Genomic DNA, 21,319 nt, shown 5'->3' on the forward strand with positions numbered 1-21,319 from the left:
GAGACAATATAATTAAATTAAAAATATATTATTTTTATTACATAAATTTACAATAATCAGTATTTTTAAGTATAATGAAAGGAACCTTGGAAAAGGAGCAGTAAATAATATGACAATTCTTCTAGTTGATGATAATTCGGTTAATCTGTTTGTGATTGAAAAGATCTTAAAAAACGCTGGATATACAGATTGTGTATCTCTTAAATCGGCTTATGAACTTTTTGATTACCTTAAAATTGATTCAATAAAGCCAAGGTATGAGGATGTGGATTTAATATTACTTGATATTATGATGCCGGAGATGGATGGTTTAGAAGCTTGCCGCCGGATCCAAGAGGAGGAGAAATTAAAAGACATCCCCATTATTTTTATAACTGCAATTGAAGATACAAAAAAATTAGCAGAGGCGCTAGATTGCGGCGGAACGGACTATGTCACAAAACCTATTAACAAAACAGAACTGCTCGCACGTATTCGTGTTGCGCTTCGCCTAAAATATGAGAAGGATTGGCATAAAGAACAGGATAAGAAACTCCAAAGTGAATTGGATTTAGCCACTCAAGTCCAAAGAAGTTTGTTAAATTCTCCGCTGAAGGAAAACAATATTCAAATACAAGTCTCCCATTGTCCCTCGTTTAAATTGGCAGGTGATATATATTACTGGGAAAAGATCAGTGATCACCGTTATGCCATCATGCTGTTAGATATGATGGGGCACGGCATATCTGCTTCCCTTGTTTGTATGTTTATTTTTTCCGCCTTGAAAGATATGATGAAACGTATTGTAGATCCGGTGGACATCATAAAAGAATTAAACCGTTATATGACGATGATCCATAATCCAGACAAATATTTGAATTACTATTTCACAGCTATTTACCTTGTGATTGATACAGAAAAGAAAACGGTTGAATATGTGAATGCCGGTCATCCACCTGGATTTGCGTGCGCAGATGGGGAAGTTTCCTATTCCCTTGAGCTAGGGTGTCATCCTATTGGTTTATTTGAACAAATAGAAGTACAAAAATCTATGATTCATTACAATAATGATATTCAAATTATGCTGTATACCGATGGTGTGGTGGATGCGAATATTCCTGATGAAGAGCAAATAATAGATAAAATGAAAACCCTCACACAGGAAAAATGGGAAATGTCTGGATCACCTCTTCATCTCGTGTTACCAGATGAGAAGCATTTGAATCAGCCTGATGACATGTGCATTCTGATGATTAAAGCCATGTAAAAAGACTACCAGCTTTAAAAGGCTGGTAGTCTTTTCTTTATCTTTATACTTTTCGATAGATCTGTTCAGCAGCATCAAATTCTATATAAGAATCGGCTCTGGTTACGAAACGAATGGTCTCTTTATCGCCAAGTGCTAGAAAGCCATTAGGACATAGGCTTTCATAAAATAACTCATGGACTTGTTGTTGCAGATTGGTATTAAAGTAAATGAGTACATTTCGGCAAATAATCACATGAAACTCATTAAATGATCGATCTGTTACAAGGTTATGTTGGAAGAAGATGATATTCTTCTTTAAAGCTGAATGGAAATGTGCGTATTTATGATCCGTTGTATAATATTCAGAAAAAGAATGAGTCCCACCGGATTTTAAATAATTTTTTGTGTAATTTTGCATTTTCCCTAATGGAAACATGCCGTGTTTTGCCTTTTCTAATATGTTTTCATTCATATCGGTTCCGTAAATTTTTGCCTTTTCCAATAAGTTTTCTTCATGCAATAAAATAGCCATCGAAAATACTTCTTCCCCAGTAGAACAACCCGCATGCCAAATACGTATTTCAGGAAGATCTTTTAATAAAGGGACCACTTTTGTTCTGAATGAATAGAAAAAATGTGGATCCCGAAACATTTCCGTTACATTAATAGAAAAATCATCAAGTAACACTTTAATAAAAGCAGGTTCATGGATGACTTTCTCAAGTAAACGTGTGACAGTAGGAACCTTCTCCACTCTCATTCTATTTTTGATACGGCGCCAAATAGAGGATCTCATGTATTGACGAAAATCGTATCCGGATAACTGGTAAATACCTTGTAATAGTAAGTCAATCTCCAAGTTTTTGGTTTCATCTAATTCAATCTCATGTTCATTTACCTCATATGGATCCATCACTTTATCAAACCACCTATCTTGTTAACCAGACCCGCATAGCTGAAAGAAGTTGTGTAAGTTCTACAGGTTTACTAATATAATCAGAAGCACCCGCTTCCAAGCACTTTTCCCGGTCATTTTTCATTGCTTTTGCCGTAAGAGCGATGATCGGTAAAGATTCAAATTTCTTGATTTTACGGATGTTTTTCATTGTTTCATATCCATCCATTTCAGGCATCATGATATCCATAAGGACGATATCAAAGTTAGGATGTTCTTCTAAAATTTTGAGACATTCAATTCCATTATTGGCAGTAAAGACATTCATGCCTTCTTTCTTTATGGCTTTTTCCAATGTGAAAATATTGCGCCTGTCATCATCTACTATTAGGACATTTTTATTCGAAAATACATTATTCTCCAATGTAACAATTCTGGAATGTGCATTTTCAACTTCATTGATTTCTTCTTCCATGGCCATTTCATCCTCATATTGGATGGTTGCCACAATTTCCTCGTAAGTGTCCGCTTCTTTCACATGATGAATCCCGTTTGGTAGACTTGGAAGATAAAGTGTAAATGTGCTTCCCACACCTTCTTCGCTCTTGAGAACAATTCTTCCGCCAAGAAGTTTCGCAAACTCCTTGCAAATGGATAAACCAAGTCCGGTGCCGCCGTACTTTCTTTCCGTGGCACCATTTGCTTGCTGAAATGCTTCGAAAATAAGTGTTTGTTTAGCTTTAGGAATGCCGATGCCCGTGTCTTGCACTGAAATTTCAAGCCAATATTCAGCCTCTTTCATTTGGAACCATCTTTGAGCCAATTTGTCTTCTACTTTTCGAATGATTAAAGAAACAGATCCGCTTTCTGTGAATTTAAGAGCATTCGATAACAGATTCTTAATAATTTGTTGAAAGCGTTGCTCATCTGTATAGAAAATATCTGGTACATTTGCTTCTTTCATAATAGTGAAATCTAACTCTTTTTGTTTTGCGATTGGGGAGAAATTAGCTTCCAACTGTGAGGGCAATTCGTTAAGACTCACCTCGGCAAAAGTCATTTCAAGCTTTCCTGCTTCCACTTTCGATAAATCAAGGATATCATTAATTAACATAAGCAGATCTTTTCCGGATGAATGAATAACCCGGGCATATTCTACAGTTTCTTCTGAAAGAGTTTGATCAGAGTTTTCCGTAAGCATTTCTGAAAGGAGCAAAATACTGTTAAGTGGAGTTCGCAATTCATGGGACATATTTGCCATGAATTCTGACTTATATTTCGAGCTAAGAGCAAGTTGTCTGGCTTTCTCTTCCAATTCTGCTTTTGCGTATTCTAACTCTCTTGCTCGTTCTTCAGCTTCTTGTGTTCGTTCTTCCAGTTGTTCGTTAATCATTCGTAATTCCTCAGATTGCATATTCAATTCTACGGATTGTGTTTGCAGATCTTCTGCTTGTGCTTGAAGTTCTTCAGTCATTGCTTGGGATTTTTTTAATAATCTTTCAATTTCCATTCTCCCTAATACACTATTCAAGGTAAGACCAAATGTATTCAGCACTTCTTCCATAAGAATTTGCTGCAAGTCTGTAAATTCGTTAAGACTTGCCAATTCAATAACAGCAATCGTTTCCCCTTCAAAAATAATAGGAGCAATTAAAATGCTGTTCGGTTTAATCTCGCCTAAAGCTGAACTGATTAGACGATAATCATTTGGAATATTATTATTAATCAATATGCTTTTTTCAGCCGCACATTGGCCTATAAGGCCTTGACCTAAAGTGAAACTTTTGATTCCGATATCATCTTCAGGATCTGCATAAATGGCCTTTTTTACATATTCGATCATTTGATTGTTTTGTTCACGTAAATATAAAGCTCCAAACGATGCACCCGTTACTTGAGAAATACCGGAAAGAAATTTTTTCGTAATCTTTTCTAAAGAGGAAATTCCTTGGTACATCGTCACTAGTTCAGCAATATTCGACTGCAGCCATTGACGCTGGGTAAAAACATCGATTAATGTATTGGTTGCATTCCCAAGGTCTTTAATTTCGTCATTTGATTTAATCACAATGCGTTTTTCAATCTTTCCTCTCGATGTAACCATCTGCATAATGGTTTGAGTAACTTCATTGATGGTATTTACGATCGATTTAGAAACCACTAGAGCCGAACTAATCGAGATAGCAGCTAGAAGAATGGCTATTCCGAATAAACTAAGGGTTAGCATAGAGTTTTGTTTGTCTAATCTTTGCGCAAGGTTATTGGTAAATGACTTTTCCGTAGTGCGGAAGGTTTCAAATAGCGTCCGGATGGTATCCATGTCCTTTTGCCCAATATCTGTTTTGAAAAAATTATTTAAATCTTGTGTTTTATTTTCTCTTTTCCATTGAACGGTCGGGTCTCCAGCAGTTTGGATCCAATGTTCAATGGTTTCTTTAATTGTCATTAACTTTTTCTGTTGATTAGGGTTATCAGACAGTAAATTATATAATTGGTTGTATTCATCTTTCCACTTCGTTTCTGCATCTTTATATGGTAATAAATAGTCCTCTTTTCCAGTTATAATATAATCCCATTGACTTGTTTCCATATCCAACACGTGTTTTTCCATTTGATTCGATAATTCAAGGATAGACATATCATGTTTGATAATATAATTTCTTTCCTTTTGAAGGGAAGAAATTTGATAGTTGATCATAATAATAGAGATGATAAAACAAAAAATGACAATTAAATTTCCGTAGATGATTTTTGAGCGGATCCCAAACCTTTTATTCTTCGGCATCTAGTACCCTACTTTCTTCAAAAAAATCTTATATTTTCATTATAATCCTTATATGTAGCAGGTAATATAAAAAATTGTAAATTGCAAAAAATGACTTTCTTGTTTTGAAAAGCTTTTGATAGGGAATTTCCCATTAATTTGCTCTTTGAAACTTCGGCGTTGTTCAAGGATGTAAGGGAATCTTACATTTAAGGTTTATTTTTTAGCCAAAAAGGTATGTATAAAGTATCAAAGCAAAGGAGGAATCATTCAAATGGAATCAAAACCATATGTGAAGGAATTTTCCAATGAGCAGGAAGTTGCAAAGGCCGTTATTACATTACAATCAAATGGCGTTAATCCGGAAAATATTTTTGTATTAACGCATGATCAAGATAGAACGAATAGAATAGCTAAAAAGGCTGGTGCTAACACGATTGGTGTGAATGAGCAGGATTTAGGTTCATTACTGGTAAATGTGTTTGGTTCGACAGGGGATCGGCTTCGTACCATGATGGAGGATATAGGTATATCTTTAGATGAAGCAAGCCTTTATGAAGAAAAACTCGATCAAGGGAAAGTTCTATTGTTTGTAAAAGACTAAAATACTTAGGCAAAGCGGGATTGCTTTATAGGCAGCCCTCTTGCCATTACATAAACGTTGAAAGGAGTGAATCGAAATAGTCCCCGCTATAAAAAGTGGGGACTATTTTGTTGGATTCTTATAAGTAAAGTATAAAGTTTGACTTCGAAAATTGTCCAGCTCCACAAGAAATGCTTCGACAGCATCAGCAACGCACGCCTAAAAGAAATAGCTTTTAGGTGGAGCGCCTAGCCCTTCGGGACAAAAACCTTAATAAGCATAAATAGCTTCTCGTAATTTCTTAATGGCACAGCGCCTTAATCTGGATACGTGCATTTGGGATATACCAATCTTCTCTCCAGCTTGCCTTTGCGTCATATTTTCCAAATAAGTGTATTGGATGACAAGGCGTTCTTGCTCCGTGAGAACGTGCAAAACACGTTCAATGACCAGACGCTGATCAATCTTTTCATAACCAGATTCTTCATTTCCGATGATATCGAGTAAGGTCATCATACTTCCATCAGATTCTGATTCAATCGGGCGGTCTACTGATATAGACTGGTAACCATTCCCCATTTCCATTGCCTCCAATACTTCTTCCTCTGAAAGACCTAAACTGGAGGCAATTTCATCGATTCTTGGCGGACGCTGCAGTTCAATGGTTAAATCTTCTGCGGCTTTTTTAATTTTTGGACCGATCTCTTTCACTCTTCTAGGGACATGAACGCTCCATGTCTTATCGCGTAAATATCGTTTGATTTCTCCTACAATGGTAGGAACCGCGAAGGCTTCAAACGCTTTTCCAAATGAATCATCATACCTGTGAATGGCTCCAAGCAAACCGATCATACCCACTTGAAAAATATCTTCATGATAATGATTGCCTTTTGAGTATTTTCTTGCGATAGAGTCAACAAGCCTTGTAAAATGAAGGACTAGTTTTTCTTGTATCTTTTCATCTCCAGTTTTTTGGAAAGATTTAATTAATTCTGTAATATGGTTTGAATTATATTTATTAGGGAGAGGTAACTTTTCCAATAGATTCCACCTTCTCTCCTTCAAGGTACTTCGTCATGACAACTGTGACTCCTTCATTTTGAAAGTATTCCACTACATCCATAATACTATCAATTAAATAAAGACCTAATCCTCCTTCATGAAGGATATTCGTTTGCTGTCTTTCATGATAAGGACCGATGTTCATTTTCGCATGATTGACATCAAATCTTTCCCCAGTGTGAGCGACTATGATATCCAGCCGATTTGAATAGATGCCAAAGCTGATGGAAATTTGACCGTCCTGTTTTCCTTTATATCCATGCTTAATTCCGTTGGTAATGGCTTCACTAGTAGCGATTTTCAAATCTTCAATAATTTCGTAATCAAACCCCATTTGGCTAGCAATAGCGGATAATGTTAGTCTTGCAACACCTAAATATTGCGGCTTTGCAGGTATTTTCATTTCGATAAATTCTTGTTCACACATGATTCCAAACCCTCCAAATTATAAATATATGAATATTATTTTGGTCATCTACAAACAGTGAATATAAAACTCTTTTGGTGTTGTTTATCATTTTTCTTTTTTACGATTCTCCATTAGTAAATCTCTTCTTAATTACCCCTTTTTCTACAAAATAAAACATAGAACTACTTCATTTACCTCTGAAAGTTTTGAAAGATAAATTTTCAGTCATCTCTTTGTTTGTATGAAGTAAAAAGGGGTATAAGAATGACAAATCGGTAAATGAAAGGGAGATCATAATGTATAACCATATTCTTGTTGGTTTGATGATTCTAAAGACAGTTTGAAAGCATTAGAGAGGGCAGCTGAACTTTATTCTATGACTCGTGATCCAAAAATTACGGTTGTGTATGTATTGAAAGATCATATGAATGATTTCCCCCTTGGGTATTCTAATGTAAATTATCCAGTGGTACCCAGTGTAGATGGGGGGATTTACAATTCCCAAATCATGGCTCACGGAGAAGAGGTCTATCAAAATCCTCAAAAGACAGTAACCTATGATCATTCGATTGATGTTATGGATCATGCAAGATTATTCTTGAATCAACATGGTGTACCAGCTGTCTTCGAATCACTAAGTGGAACACCAAGCCATGATTTATGTGATTTTGCCGTGGATCATGATGTCGATTTAATCATTGTAGGTCATAGTGGAAAAGGAACCTTAAAGAAGTTGTTAACAGGCAGTGTAAGTGAAAGTGTAATGAAAAGGGCGGAAATGGATGTTCTTGTAGTAAAATAATGTTTTTGTGTTTAGGGGCTCTTTTGTAGCCCCTTTTTTTCTATGAAAACCATTTGACCCAATTTGTTCCACTATTGATTTATATTTTAAATTATATTATTTAAAGAGGAAATAACTAAAATATTAACAACTATTTAATATCCTTTTTTTCTGGCTTTATCCGTCTTTTCTTTGATTTCCCAGAATCCAGGTATAGCATCCACATCATATTCAGTGATATATGAAATCATTTTAAGTTTTAATTCCTGTGCTAAATCTTCTCTATCATTTGGATTTGTCATATATAATGATTTTTTTAACTTTGGTTCGAATAATTCAATAACAGTTTCCAATGCTTCGTTATTAGACCGTGATTCTTTTACAAGGTCATATAGTCTATTTGTCATAAAATCATTCCTTTTTTTCTTTCATCATCTCGGCAAGTTGGGTTAGTATTTCTCCAAAATGCTCTAGCTTATTTTCAAATCGGATTAATAGGTAAATGGAAATACATATAGGGAAACCGAAATTCCCTAGAATGGAAATCCATTGAGGTAGATCAGTAGGATTCATACTTATCTTTTCCTTTCTTTTTAAAATGGTCTTGGATTTTGCGTAAAGCTTTCTTATGCATTTTTGAAACAGATTGTTGAGATTTATTAAGAAGCTTCGCGATTTCGGTATCTGTTAACCCTCCGATATAGGCAAGAGTAAGAACTTCTCTTTGTTTTACAGAAAGTTCTTGAACAGCCTCATACAAGACAGGATCTCCTATATAATCAGCTATATCATCACTTATTGATAATTTGTCTGGAACGATTTCTGATTCAGGATCTTGAATCAATTCTATAAAAGTAATTCCTTCTTCATTTTGGACGGTACTATCAATCGTTAGTAAATACCGGGAAGAATGTTGTCTCTGCTTTTTGTCAAAATGAACTGCGTTAAAATATAAAGAAGTAGAAATGAACGAGATAAAGCGAATATGAAAGTAAAAGGCTTTAAACATTCGGTCTAACTTGTTCCTATTCTCAACTGTAGGATGAACAATAGTATCGAGAAACAGCTGATAATTTTCTTGATTGCTTAAAAAACTTTTGATAATGGGGTTAGATAGGAATTCCTTATTGCATTTTTTAAACTCTTCTAGCTTATTCCATTCCTGTGATTCCATAATATGAACACCTCTTATATGGAACATATGTTCTATTATTGGTGATAAAAAAATGACTAATGTATAGCCACAATCATTTCATATTAAAGTTTGCATATAGTAAATTTATTATAGCATAAAAAATAGATCCTAAATTTCTTTTACCAAATAAAGATAAAATTTCAATTAAAAATACAACCGCCTTAACAAAAAAATTTCAGTCTGTCTTTGAATCTGCAAATAATGCGATTATTTTAGCAGATAGCAAGGGAACGGTGATTTCATGAAATAATGTTAAAAGGGGTTTATGGTCCCGTTATACATTTTAAAAAGATCCTAGCAAAGGCAAAGGAAGCAAAGGTTAAAGGCAATACTGATGATCAGAAACTAATAGATTTAAATATAGGGATTAAGCTGAAAAAAGAAAAAATTTAACGATGGTAAAGTTGAACTTATAATAGGGACATGGTAATTTAATTTTATTAGTTATATTAGCGGAAATTAAAAATAGTACCCGAAGGTAGGTGTAATACATGGCCATTCGCAAAGAAGAGTTATATCGGCTGATAGACCGTCTTGATCAGCAAGATCAGAAGGCAGCATTTGATTTTTTGGAATTTCTTGTTCAACGATCAAAAAAGAAATCTAAAGGTTGGGAAAGAATTGATATGGATGTTCCGGATGATGAACCATTGTCTGAAGAAGAGTTAGAACAACTAAATAGTAAAGAAGGGTATGTATCAGGGGAGGATGTAAAACGTGAGTTCGGACTACAAGTTGATTTACCATAAGTCCGCATTAAAATTTATTGCTAAACTAGAAAAATCTGTACAAGAGCGAATTGCAGAAGGTATAGGGTCTCTTGAAGGTTCCTCCTGAAGGGGATATTAAACCAATGAAGAGATATACAGATTTTTATCGGCTCAGAATCGGCACCTTTCGAGTTTTATTTGATATAGACCACAGTGAGAAAATTATATATATACAGGCAATTGGAAATCGTGGAGTTTATAAGTGACATCATAAGATTTTGTCTCAATCGTATATTCACTACTAATTCCATCTCCTCCAGAATACCACAAAAAAGAAAAAGCCCCTATTTTTTAGGGGTCAGAATAAAGAGTTTTTATCTATTTGTTTGAAAAATAAGTGAGCAGCCCCTGATAAACGCCTTGAGCCACTTGGTTACGGAAGGCAGGGCTTTCAAGGGTTGAATCATCTTGTTTATTGGAAAGGAATCCAAGTTCAATCAATGTGCTGGGCTGTGAATTATTTCTGAGAACATATAAGTCATCGAATTGAGCCCCATCATTTTTCAATCCTGTTGTTTTAACGACCTCATTTAAGATATCAGAGGCTAAAGGGCTATTTGATTTTTGATAGTAAAAGGAAGTTAATCCATTTGCTGATGAATCTTGTGACCAATTATAATGAAAGCTGATAAAAGCATCTGCGTGGATCTGATTTGCGAGCCCGGAACGTTGATTTAATGGAATATACGTATCATCGTTCCTCGTCATATAGACAATAGCTCCAGCATCTTTAAGCTTTTGTTCAACGGTTTGAACTGTCGGTAAGGTTAATGATTTTTCATGTGTTCCTGTAATACTGGTAGCCCCATCATCTTTCCCGCCATGGCCTGCATCAAGAACAATGATTTTCCCCTTTAAAGGAAGCTCTCCATTCTGTGCGGGTTCTTGAATAGACGGATCAACCAAAGGTTTTGATCCTTGTGACAAATCCTCTTTTTTTGATGGCGGAGCTGAATCTACAGGGGTGTCTTTACGAATATAATTTTCCGACACCCAACCCTCCACACCAGAAGAAGACACAATTTTTGCCCATCCAGTTTGTTCCGCCTGGATTGTTATTTTCGTTCCTTTTGTTAATCTGCCAACAACCTTGCTTTCTAAATTCGGATTTTCATGCACTCTTAAAACAAAGGCTTCTACGGTTGCGCCTATATTTTGTGTCTGTGCCAGCCAGGCATTATACACCCATCCAGTTTGGTTGTTTGGTAGTTTAATTTGATCCCAATTATTATTCTTTGAATCAATAATTTCAACTGTGTCTCCCTGATGAAGCTGGCCAACAATTTTACTAGACATGTCTGCTTGAGCCCGTACATTAAGATCATCTGCGATTACTGTGCCTTGAGAAGCTGTATTGGCAAGAGCGTGTTGATGTAATTCCGGCAGGGGGGCAGCCACTATACTAAGGGCAGTCAATACTTTCATAAGCCTTAAGTTCTTCATTTTATGTTGCAACCTCCTTGGTTTTTCCTCTAAAACTAGTATGGACAGCTATCTAGCAAAATAAAACAATACGCAAAAATAAAAATCTGTATTTAATAATTTCCTTTTTGAGGAAAAAACAAGGAACGCAAAAAAGCGAGGTATTTCTCCTCGCTTTTATATGGATGAATTTATAGATTTTTTTAATGTTGACTTCGAAAGTTACCTAGCTCTAGGCGCCAGCGGATCGAGGTCACAAGCCGCTAAGCGGATGCCTTACGCTTTTCTTATAGCCGAGGTTCTTTTCGAGCGACACCCGTTTCATGGGCTGCTTTGACGACTGCCTCACGGACAAGTTTTACTACTTTTTCATTGAATACACTAGGTATGATATATGATTCACTCAGTTCGTCATCGGATACAACTGAAGCAATGGCTTTTGCTGCTGCCACTTTCATGGCTTCGTTAATTTCAGTGGCACGGCAATCGAGTGCCCCGCGGAAGATGCCTGGGAAGCATAGGACATTATTGATTTGGTTTGGATAATCGGAACGTCCGGTCGCCATGACTCTGACATATGGTTCTGCTAGTTCTGGGTCAATTTCCGGCTGCGGATTGGCCATGGCAAATACAATAGGGTCCTTAGCCATACTCTTCACATCTTCAACCGTTAAGATTCCTGGGGCAGAAACTCCAATAAATACGTCTGCTCCTGCTATACAATCGGATAATGACCCTTTTAGGTTATCTGGATTGGTTATCTTTGCATATTCGTTCCAATATGGATTGTCGTAATGGGTATCACGGTGAATAGCCCCTTCTTTATCCACTCCGATAATATTGCGGGCGCCGGCAGATAAGAGAATTTTTGTACAAGCAATTCCAGCTGCGCCGATTCCGGTCAACACTATTTTAATATCTTCAATTTTTTTATTGGTGATTCTAAGTGCATTTAAAAGCCCTGCAAGAAGAACAACAGCTGTCCCATGCTGATCATCGTGAAATACCGGAATATCAAGTTCTTTCTTCAGCCGTTCTTCGATTTCAAAGCAGCGTGGTGCAGAGATGTCTTCCAAATTGATACCGCCAAATGCCGGAGCAATGGCTTTAATCGTACGGATAATTTCTTCAGTATCCTGCGTGTCCAGGCAAATTGGGAATGAGTCAACATTTGCCAGCTGCTTAAATAACATGGCCTTTCCTTCCATAACAGGCATTGCGGCAGACGGGCCGATATTGCCCAAACCAAGAACAGCAGAACCGTCAGAAATGACCGCAACGGTATTGCGTTTGATCGTTAAAGTAAAGGCTTTTTCAGGCTCATTGGCAATAGCCGTACATACATTAGCTACTCCCGGCGTGTATACCCTTGCCAAATCTTCACGGTTTTTAATCGGCGATTTCAGCGCTGTTTCAATTTTTCCGCCAAGATGCATAAGGAAAGTACGGTCAGAAACTTGCAGTACCTTAACACCTTTAAGTTTCGGCAGCAGCTCTTCAAGAAGCTCTTTTTGCCTTTGGCCATTTACATTAATCGTAATATCGCGAACTGATTGTGTTTTGCTTGAGGAAATAACGTCGACCCCAATAATATCTCCTCCGGCTGCACCGATGCAGCTGGCAATTTCCCCAAATGAGAAGACCTCCAAATCTAATTGCAGGCGCATAATAATATGTGTACTTGTTCCTTTCGAGATTGCCAAAATGATACTCCTCCTGTTGTGTGGTTTCTAGTAAACCTTTTATTATTCTCCCTTAATAGAATAGGGGATCGTTAGAATAAATTTTGTACCTTCTCCCGGTTTTGAAAAAAATTTGAGATCGCCGTGTAGCTTTTCCAAGCTTCGTTTGACGAGAAATAGCCCAATGCCACGATTGTCCCCTTTGGTGGAAAATCCTTTTGTAAAAATACTGCAGGTCGTTACATCATCCATTCCTGGACCATTATCTGCGATCTCGAAGGAAAGCTCATGATCATAGTAATCGAAATGGACCGAAAGCTTCTTGTTCTCTTGTTCGACCAGGGCCTCTAAAGCATTATCAATTAAATTTCCCAATATGGTAATGAGTTCATGAGTCACATCTTGATCAGCAGGTTCTGGCAGGATATCTTGTCCTGTAAAAGAAAGTTCGGCGCCGAACTCGCGTGCATAGCTCATTTTTCCAAGAATGAACCCTGCGAGTGATGGGTCCTTTACTTTATTGACAATGTAGCCGACTTCAGCTTGAAAATGATTAGAAATTTGGCTGATGTATTCAGATAATTTCCCATATCGCCGAAGGTGAACCAAGCCTAAAATCACATGCAGTTTATTCATGAATTCATGGGATTGAGCCCTTAACGCTTCGGCATAGAGCTTTACACCTGTAAGCTCTTCAGCCAGCTGGTTGATTTCCGTTTTATCACGAAACGTGGTAATCGCACCGACAATTTCATCTCCCATACTAATCGGTAATTGGTTGGATAGCAAGGTAATTCCCGATAAATTGATTTCTTCGTTGATTCGCGGATTTCCGGTCTCTAGAACATTTTTTAAATGCAGATTAGGAATGTAGTCTTCCACAGAGCGTCCGACTGGATTGTCGTTTTTTCCAGCTTCTGCAAAAAGTCTCAGTGCTTCATTATTGATCAGCGTAATGCGGGCATCCTGATCAACTGCAATAATGCCTTCCTTCGTGGACTGCAGCATGGCATTTCGTTCTTCCAGCAATTTACCAATCTCATACGGTTCAAGCCCGAACATGCTTTTTTTAATTTTTCTGGCTAAAATAACTGCCACCGCGATCCCAATCAATATTCCGAAAATAACCGCTAAGTAGATGACCTTTTTGCTGTTACTTACATCCTGCTTTACTTTATTAAGAGAAATTCCAACGGAAACCGCACCAATTTGTTGACCATCTTTCGAAAATACCGGTGTAAAAGCCCTCAAAGAGTACCCTAATGTTCCTTTTGCCGTCGAGATATGTTCGCGGCCATGAAGGACAGGTCCTTCATCTCCTCCGACAAAACGATGGCCAATTTCACTAGGGTTTGGATGAGATTTGCGAATTCCCTTCATATCCATGACAACGATAAATTCAACATTTGTTACTTTTGTCATTTCATTGGTATACGTTTGAATATCTTTTTCATTCCGCATTCCGCTTAGAGCTTCCACAATAATGGGGGTATGAGCGGTCATCCTAGCAATGTTTAACGCTTTGTCAGCTTGGCTTTTTTGTGTATTGTTTCCAACTTCCTTACTAATAAGCAGTTCGGTTACAAATAAAGCGAATGCCACCACGCCGCAGACCAACAGGGTAATCGTCGTTTGCAGTCTGAACAGAGGCTTTTTTCTTCGCACAGGGTTTCCTACTTTCAAAAGATAAGAAATTTTGACTTCGAAAATTGTCTAGCTCCAGCGCCTAGCCCCTCGTTATGTGCTCCTGCGCCATAGCTTCTTCGAAGAAGCTTATGTTCAGCTCGTCGCATGCCTGCAAGGAGGATTATTCGGAGAAGCAGGCAGGCAGACCAAGGCGCTTGCGCTTTTCTTATAACCTGTACTTATTCATTGGTCTGCCGACAGAGCCATATTGAACTTCCATTTTGATTTCTCCCTTTTTCTCCAGGTAATCTAAATATCGGCGGACGGTTACCCGGCTAAGGCCTGTGCCGGATGCCACCTCTTCTGATGAAAGCGGAATAGCCTGCTTTCTTAGATAGTGGAGAATTTGCTTTAATGTCCGGTCGTTCAGCCCTTTAGGCAAAAGTTCCTCTGAATGGGACTCAGACTGATAGGGCTTGATCCCGGTAATCGCATCTACATCTGCCTGATCGAGTGGTTTGTGATCTGTTAGCAGCTTTATTGTTTCACGGTATTTTTCCAATGCAGATTGAAATCGCTCAAATCGAAAAGGCTTGATAATATAATCAACAACGCCAGCCCGAAAAATTGTCTGAATATGCTCAGGATCCCGATTGGCGGTTAAAAGAATCACATCAATAGGATAATGTTGGGATCGAATCCATTGCAGCAAGGAAAGTCCATTCATATCTGGTAAAAAATAATCTAATAACAAGAGATCGGGATGTAGTTCTTGAAGCAGCTGCATGGCTTCTTTGCCGCTGCCTGCTTTTCCCGCCAGCACAAATCCTGGCAGTTTGGAAACAAATTCAGCATTAATCTCTATGACCATCGGATCATCCTCGACAATCATAACACGGATTGGCTGCATGAACACACTCCTTTAATTTCTTCGCTGCCTTCCATTATAGCTTACTTATGTCCACATCACCAAAGAAACAGCCGTGATTCCACGGCTGTCCTTTATGCTATTTTACATAATGTGTTTACGCGGATTTGCCAACGGATTGATTGCCTACCTTATTTTCAGTAAATTCATTTTCCATTTTCGATACGACAACTGTTGCAACGCCGTTACCGATTAGATTTGTCAGGGCGCGGGCTGTCGACATGAACCGATCAATGCCAAGCAGCAGTGCAATTCCTTCCACAGGTACACTCGGAAATGCCGATAAAGTTGCTGCCAATGTGACAAATCCTGAACCGGTTACACCGGCAGCTCCTTTGGAGGTAAGCATTAACACACCCAGCAGGGTAACCTCCTGTCCAACACTTAAATGAACACCAAAGGCTTGTGCGATGAATAGAGCTGCCATCGAAAGATAGATGGATGTTCCATCCAAATTAAAGGAATACCCTGTGGGAATTACCAGACCAACCACTGGTTTAGAGCAGCCATAGTTTTCAAGCTTCTCTACCAATTTTGGCAAAGCTGATTCTGAAGATGAAGTCCCAAGAACCAGAAAGATTTCGTCTTTAATATAATTGATAAACTGAAATATATTAAAACGATAGAATTTAGCTATTGAACCAAGAACGACAACAATAAATACCAGCATGGCGAATATGGTTAAGCCGAACAATTTTCCCAGAGAGACGAGTGAACCAATCCCAAATTGCCCAATTGTATAGGAAATGGCACCAAATGCAGCAATGGGAGAGTAGTACATAATAATATTTACAATGCGGAAAAAGGTATCTGATAGTTTTTCAAACAATTCAATAACGGATTTTCCTCTTTCTCCAAGACCTGATAAGGCAATACCAAATAATACGGCTAAGAACAGGATGGGCAGCAGATCTCCCTTTGCTAGAGCGCCAAAGAAATTATCAGGGATGATTCCCATGATAAAATCCATTACCCCATGGCTTTCGGCAGCTTTCGTATATTGGGTAATGTCGCCTTTTGCACTATGCGCATTAACCCCTGCACCAGGCTGAAATACAGTGGCAAACAAAATTCCGATCGCAAGGGCAAAGGTGGAGACAATTTCAAAGTAAATAATCGCTTTTCCACCAATTCGGCCGACTTTCTTCATATCTCCCATGCCGGCAATTCCAACAACGATGGTTAAGAAGATAATCGGAGCAATGACCATTTTAATCATTTTCACAAAAATATCGGACAGAACTTTCAACTCTGCGCCTATTTTTGGAAATAAGGCACCAAAGATAATTCCTAAAACGATCGCAATCAAAACCTGTGTGGTCAAACTTCTGAAATGATTCTTCACAGGACCATCCTCCTAATCTATTAGTTTGTAAACACTTACATGATATACATGAGTATATGAGTTTAATGAATAGTCTGACAATGTTTTGGTTATATCGTTCTTTTTGGTGATTTTGGTCATGGAATATACAAAATTTTAGTAAGAAGCTTCCAAATCTCCATAAATCAAAAATATGGAGTATAATTAAGATGGAAATTTAATTTGCCAGGAGTAGAGAACATTGGAAAAGCATGATAGCCGTTACCGGTGGGTTGTGTTTACCGCCGTATTATTTACATATTTTTTAATCGTCAGCCAGCGTACAGCACCCGGTTTAATTTCAGACCAGCTGATGAAGGATTTTAATCTGACTGCTGCAACAATTGGGTTATTAACGAGTATTCAATTTCTTGCTTATTCCGGATTGCAAATTCCTGTTGGTATTTTATCGGACCGGTATGGCCCAAATTTTTTGCTGATCATTGGTGCTCTGCTTAATGGGCTCGGAACGCTAATCTATAGTCTGGCACCAAATGCTTTTTTCCTTCTGTTGGCAAGATTGCTTGCGGGTATAGGGGATGCAACGATTTGGGTGAATTTGGTGTTGATTTTAAGCCAGTGGTTTAAAGTGCAGGAATTTGTCAAATTACTTGGGTTCGCTGGTATGGCTGGGAGCTTTGGATTTCTGATGGCAACCGTTCCCTTTTCTTTCTTCATTTCCAGCTTTGGTTGGCGTACACCTTTTTTTACGATTGGAATTATTTTATGCCTTTGCGGCTTAATGCTTTATTTTATCCTTGTCAAAAAGCCGAAACAATTGGGATTAGCTAATACAGGGTTAAAAAAGGCAGCTCATAAAACGGAACAAAAGCGGGAAAAAATACTGACTTTGCTGTGCCGCGTTTTTACTGACCGGCAGGCATGGGCTACTTTTTTATGTCACTTTGGCCTTGTTGGCACGTATGTAGGTTTTATCGGTTCATGGGCAGTACCATATGGGATGCATGTATATGACATGAGCCGCTCAGGCGCAAGCCAGCTGATTATGATTGGACTAATTGGGGCATTGATTGGCGCACCTGTCACAAGCTGGATTTCCAGCCGGTTTGGTTCACTGAAACGTCCCTATATTATTGTTCATGTGATTGTATTCTTAAGCTGGATTGTGTTCGTTTTATTTGGTGGAAAGCCGCCCCTTTATTTGCTGATCATTCTTTTTCTGATGATTGGATATGGAAATGGCGCCAGTTCTTTAACCTTTGCAGTGGTTCGTCAGTCATTTCCGATGAAAGAGGTTGGTGTGGTTTCGGGGTTCGCGAATACTGGTGGATTTATCAGCGCTGTCCTTTTGCCAAGTGTATTTGGAAAAATATTGGACTATTTTCATGCAGCTCCAGCCAGTATTGGCTACCATTATGGATTTATGATACCGATCGCTTTTTCATTTCTCGGTTTAATTGGTGGAATCTTAATTAAAACCGAGAATAAGGAAGCAAAGCAACCGAACGAAGTAACAGCTTAGAAAAAATAAATTACCATTTGACGAAAATTTGCCTGTTCATTATAGTAGGTATAGAAAAAAGAATACCCGCTTAACTGCGGCGGGAGAGGTTCATAGCTATAAACCCTCTATAAAAAACTATGGATTCATGACAATAGGCCATGTCCATATGGATGTGGCTTTTTAATTGTCCAGCTCCAGCGCCTAGCCCCTCGGGACAAAAACCAAATGCACTAAAAGTCCAAAAACCAGACTTTTAGTGCAGAAGAACATTTGCCTGTCGGGGCTGACCAAGGCGCTTGCGCTTTTCGTATTTTATAAGGGTAGGCTTAAAGAACTCTCCTGCCAGCAGTGTTGTGGTCAGGAGGTTTTTGTATGTCAGGAAGAACCAATGAACAAGGATTAAAGGATTTAACATTATTAGGGAATAACGGAACTTCTTATTCATTTGATTATGCCCCTGAGGTTTTGGAGGCAGTCGATAATCTTCACTCTGACCGGGATTATTTCGTCAAATTTAATTGTCCTGAGTTTACAAGCTTATGTCCGCTGACCCGTCAGCCGGATTTTGCAACGATCTATATCTCGTATATTCCGGACAAAAAGATTGTAGAAAGTAAATCACTAAAACTATATCTGTTCAGTTTCCGCAATCATGGCGACTTTCACGAAGATTGCGTCAATATTATTATGAATGATCTTATTAACCTACTTGATCCGAGATATATAGAAGTTTGGGGAAAATTTACACCGCGCGGCGGCATTTCTATTGACCCATGGTGCAATTATGGAAAACCTGGCACGAAGTACGAAGAAATGGCCCAATTTCGTTTGATGAACCACGACCTCTACCCGGAAAAAGTAGATAATCGGTAAGACATGACATCCCCTTGGCCAAAAGCTTTAGGGGATTTTTATTTGGCAAAAAATGTCCCCTAACCGCATAAAACACAAATTGTGAAAAAAATTAATTCACTCCTCCAAAATATGACAAGATATGTACTATTTTCATGGTAGTTTAGTAGTGATTTCATAGTAATGGAGGAGAGATATGAGAAAATTATCCGTTGTTTTGGTTTTTTTATTCAGCATTCTTTTCACCAGTGTTTCAGCAGATGCAGCAGGAAATTCACAGTTGATCATGATTAATAAGAAAACGAATACATTGGCATTCTATAATGCTGGTAAATTAGTCAGAACATTTAGTGTCGCAACAGGAAAAACGATGGACTTAACCCCTGAGGGGAAATTTAGAATTGTGACGATGATTAAAAACCGGCCCTATTATACGTTGGGAATTCCCGGGGGAGATCCTCGTAATCCTTTAGGTGACCGCTGGCTAGGTTTGGATGCAAGAGGTACGAATGGCGACACGTATGCCATCCATGGCAATAACAACGAAAGTTCTATTGGGAATTATGTCAGTCATGGCTGTGTTCGAATGCATAACTCAGAAATCCGCTGGTTGTTTGACCAAGTACAGATGTATACTCCGGTCATCATTACCAATTCTAACAGTTCCTTTGAAGCCATTGCAAAAGACAATGGGTATAATGTCGGTCCGATGAATGGCTGGGTACAAGCTAATGGGAAATGGTATTACTTTGTGAATGGGCAAGCAAAATCAGGTTGGTTGCTATCATCAGGTAAGTGGTATTATTTGGATGGAACAGGTGTTATGAAGACAGGGTGGCTGTCCTATAAAGGAAATTGGTATTATCTTGATACGAACGGTGCAATGAAAACAGGCTGGCTGCTAGATCGTGGCAAGTGGTATTATTTTGATAGCTCCGGAGCAATGAAAACAGGTTGGGTTCTGACTGGTGGAAAATGGTATTACTTTGATCATTCAGGTGCAATGCACACCGGTTGGCTGCTATCAGGGGGCAAGTGGTATTATTTACAGCCAAACGGAGAACTGAGAACAGGCTGGACTTCCATAAATGGCACCTGGTATTATTTCGATCCATCAGGTGTAATGCATACAGGCTGGCTGGAGTTGTCAGGTAAAAAGTATTTCTTAAAAGAAAATGGAGCTATGGCTACAGGCTGGGTGCAAATCAGCGGAAAATGGTATTACCTCAACAAAGACGGCTCATTGGCTGTTCATACAGTTGTAAATGGATATAAAGTAGGTCAGGACGGTGCCTGGATACAGGTTGATTATGTTGCTTTAGGGGATTCCTTAGCTGCCGGAATGACACCTGACGGTCAAGATCGACATGATGTAAATGGAAATGACTTGGATTTGGGATATCCAGATTACATTGCGCGAGACTTTGCGAAATCTTATCAGTTGTTGAAATTTGTCAATTTTGGAGTCTCTGGATATAAAACAGATGATGTAATCGATCAATTAAGCAAAGCAGACGTTCAAAATGAAATTATAAAAGCTACCCATCTTACGATTGATATCGGGGCAAATGACGTGCTTCCAGTTGTAAATGAACCTGCTAAAGCACCTGAAACGATCAATACTGTTGCTATAAAATTAAATTCTATTCTTAGTACGATTAGCAAGTTGAATCCAAACGTCAAAGTATATGTAATGGGCTATTACAACCCATTCCCATATGTAACAGATTCACAGCAAAAAGCACAGTTAAATCAATTATTGCAAGCCTTTAATGGCGTAATTGAGCAAACTGCAAAAGCAAACGGCGATACGTTTGTTCCAACAGCACAAGTAATTAACACAACTGATTTTCAAAAATTCTTGCCTAATCCACAGAATATTCATCTAAGTTTAGCAGGTTACCAGGCAGTAGCGGAGGAATTCTGGAAGGTCATGCAATAGAATTTACTATCAAAAAGCAAAAGCGGTGCCTTCTCGGTACCGCCATTTTTTGTATTTATTTATTTGTATACATGTATACTTTTTGTATATAAATTGTTTGCGAAAATGTGTGCATGTATACGAATATGTTTGCATGCTTTGATGACAGCATGTATACAAATTTGGTTTGCATGTCTACGTACATGTTTACTCTCTATTTCCTTTGGTATATGAATCTCCTGCTATTGATGGTTATATTTGAACAGCCAGCATCCAGGATATTCGTTTATTTTGCGATCGATGTGTAATATTTGTAATTTATATTGCGTGTAAACAACTTTTGTATACATGTATATATTATGTAAACAATATG

At 38.1% G+C, this 21,319-nt stretch carries 18 protein-coding genes and 2 pseudogenes; 8 read left to right on the forward strand and 12 right to left on the reverse strand.

Going from position 1 to position 21,319, the window contains the following annotated elements; translation table 11 throughout:
* Positions 1-109 precede the first annotated feature (109 nt).
* Positions 110-1,246, forward strand: a complete 1,137-nt coding sequence (locus BFU02S_RS04420) for a fused response regulator/phosphatase (protein WP_066367138.1) — start codon at positions 110-112, stop codon at positions 1,244-1,246.
* A gap of 43 nt (positions 1,247-1,289) precedes the next feature.
* Here the strand turns inward: BFU02S_RS04420 and BFU02S_RS04425 are convergent, their stop codons facing one another.
* Both BFU02S_RS04425 and BFU02S_RS04430 read right to left on the reverse strand, forming a co-directional pair.
* Complete coding sequence (locus BFU02S_RS04425) at positions 1,290-2,144, reverse strand: CheR family methyltransferase (RefSeq protein WP_439950986.1); 855 nt, start codon at positions 2,142-2,144, stop codon at positions 1,290-1,292.
* 13 nt (positions 2,145-2,157) lie between these two features.
* Positions 2,158-4,908 carry a response regulator gene (locus BFU02S_RS04430; protein WP_066367140.1) on the reverse strand — a complete coding sequence of 917 codons (2,751 nt, stop codon included), beginning with the start codon at positions 4,906-4,908 and terminating at the stop codon, positions 2,158-2,160.
* Between the two features lie 253 nt (positions 4,909-5,161).
* On the opposite strand from BFU02S_RS04430, the gene BFU02S_RS04435 reads away from it, so the two are divergent.
* Positions 5,162-5,491, forward strand: coding sequence for a YflT domain-containing protein (locus BFU02S_RS04435; RefSeq protein WP_066367143.1), 330 nt, complete (start codon positions 5,162-5,164; stop codon positions 5,489-5,491).
* A gap of 249 nt (positions 5,492-5,740) precedes the next feature.
* Here BFU02S_RS04435 and sigB read toward each other — a convergent pair whose 3' ends face one another.
* Positions 5,741-6,511, reverse strand: coding sequence for an RNA polymerase sigma factor SigB (gene sigB / locus BFU02S_RS04440; RefSeq protein ID WP_066367144.1), 771 nt, complete (start codon positions 6,509-6,511; stop codon positions 5,741-5,743).
* Entirely contained in the window at positions 6,489-6,959 is a 471-nt protein-coding gene (rsbW, locus tag BFU02S_RS04445; protein ID WP_066367147.1) for an anti-sigma B factor RsbW, read from the reverse strand. The genes sigB and rsbW overlap by 23 nt, the downstream gene beginning before the upstream one ends.
* A gap of 313 nt (positions 6,960-7,272) precedes the next feature.
* On the opposite strand from rsbW, the pseudogene BFU02S_RS04450 reads away from it, so the two are divergent.
* A pseudogene (locus BFU02S_RS04450) lies at positions 7,273-7,743 on the forward strand (universal stress protein); the annotation flags it as partial.
* 134 nt (positions 7,744-7,877) lie between these two features.
* Here the strand turns inward: BFU02S_RS04450 and BFU02S_RS04455 are convergent.
* From BFU02S_RS04455 to BFU02S_RS04465, 3 genes are read right to left on the reverse strand one after another with little or no spacing between them, the layout of a single operon-like run.
* Positions 7,878-8,129, reverse strand: a complete 252-nt coding sequence (locus tag BFU02S_RS04455; protein ID WP_066367150.1) for a helix-turn-helix domain-containing protein — start codon at positions 8,127-8,129, stop codon at positions 7,878-7,880.
* Between the two features lie 4 nt (positions 8,130-8,133).
* Positions 8,134-8,295, reverse strand: coding sequence for a YvrJ family protein (locus BFU02S_RS17475; protein WP_066367153.1), 162 nt, complete (start codon positions 8,293-8,295; stop codon positions 8,134-8,136).
* A complete protein-coding gene (locus tag BFU02S_RS04465; protein ID WP_066367162.1) occupies positions 8,282-8,896 on the reverse strand; it encodes an RNA polymerase sigma factor in 615 nt (204 codons plus the stop codon). Before BFU02S_RS04465 ends, BFU02S_RS17475 begins: the two co-directional genes overlap by 14 nt.
* A gap of 512 nt (positions 8,897-9,408) precedes the next feature.
* Here BFU02S_RS04465 and BFU02S_RS04470 point away from each other — a divergent pair.
* Entirely contained in the window at positions 9,409-9,666 is a 258-nt protein-coding gene (locus BFU02S_RS04470; RefSeq protein WP_066367164.1) for an XRE family transcriptional regulator, read from the forward strand.
* A pseudogene (locus tag BFU02S_RS17215) lies at positions 9,635-9,893 on the forward strand (type II toxin-antitoxin system RelE family toxin). Before BFU02S_RS04470 ends, BFU02S_RS17215 begins: the two are co-directional and overlap by 32 nt.
* A gap of 112 nt (positions 9,894-10,005) precedes the next feature.
* Here BFU02S_RS17215 and BFU02S_RS04475 read toward each other — a convergent pair.
* The 5 genes from BFU02S_RS04475 to BFU02S_RS04495 all read right to left on the reverse strand — a co-directional run bounded on the left by BFU02S_RS04475 (position 10,006) and on the right by BFU02S_RS04495 (position 16,690).
* Positions 10,006-11,130 carry an N-acetylmuramoyl-L-alanine amidase family protein gene (locus tag BFU02S_RS04475; protein WP_066367166.1) on the reverse strand — a complete coding sequence of 375 codons (1,125 nt, stop codon included), beginning with the start codon at positions 11,128-11,130 and terminating at the stop codon, positions 10,006-10,008.
* Between the two features lie 266 nt (positions 11,131-11,396).
* Positions 11,397-12,776 carry an NAD-dependent malic enzyme gene (locus tag BFU02S_RS04480; RefSeq protein WP_439950987.1) on the reverse strand — a complete coding sequence of 460 codons (1,380 nt, stop codon included), beginning with the start codon at positions 12,774-12,776 and terminating at the stop codon, positions 11,397-11,399.
* Positions 12,777-12,854: 78 nt separating this feature from the next.
* Complete coding sequence (dcuS, locus tag BFU02S_RS04485) at positions 12,855-14,456, reverse strand: DcuS/MalK family sensor histidine kinase (protein WP_066367236.1); 1,602 nt, start codon at positions 14,454-14,456, stop codon at positions 12,855-12,857.
* 187 nt (positions 14,457-14,643) lie between these two features.
* Positions 14,644-15,327, reverse strand: coding sequence for a response regulator (locus tag BFU02S_RS04490; RefSeq protein ID WP_066367172.1), 684 nt, complete (start codon positions 15,325-15,327; stop codon positions 14,644-14,646).
* 115 nt (positions 15,328-15,442) lie between these two features.
* Positions 15,443-16,690 (reverse strand): dicarboxylate/amino acid:cation symporter, encoded by a 1,248-nt coding sequence (locus BFU02S_RS04495; RefSeq protein ID WP_066367177.1) that lies wholly within the window; start codon positions 16,688-16,690, stop codon positions 15,443-15,445.
* A 220-nt stretch (positions 16,691-16,910) separates the two neighbouring features.
* Here BFU02S_RS04495 and BFU02S_RS04500 point away from each other — a divergent pair, with 220 nt between their 5' ends.
* From BFU02S_RS04500 to BFU02S_RS04510, 3 genes are all read left to right on the forward strand, one after another.
* A complete protein-coding gene (locus BFU02S_RS04500) occupies positions 16,911-18,191 on the forward strand; it encodes an MFS transporter (RefSeq protein WP_066367179.1) in 1,281 nt (426 codons plus the stop codon).
* A 354-nt stretch (positions 18,192-18,545) separates the two neighbouring features.
* The gene (gene queF, locus BFU02S_RS04505; RefSeq protein ID WP_066367181.1) at positions 18,546-19,046 is read left to right on the forward strand and encodes a preQ(1) synthase; all 501 of its coding nucleotides are present in this window, start codon (positions 18,546-18,548) and stop codon (positions 19,044-19,046) included.
* Positions 19,047-19,221: 175 nt separating this feature from the next.
* A complete protein-coding gene (locus BFU02S_RS04510) occupies positions 19,222-20,967 on the forward strand; it encodes a L,D-transpeptidase family protein (RefSeq protein ID WP_066367183.1) in 1,746 nt (581 codons plus the stop codon).
* The last annotated feature ends 352 nt before the right edge of the window (positions 20,968-21,319 follow it).

Source organism: Neobacillus fumarioli NBRC 102428 (genome assembly GCF_001591485.1).
Classification (GTDB): Bacteria; Bacillota; Bacilli; order Bacillales; family Cytobacillaceae; genus Neobacillus; species Neobacillus fumarioli.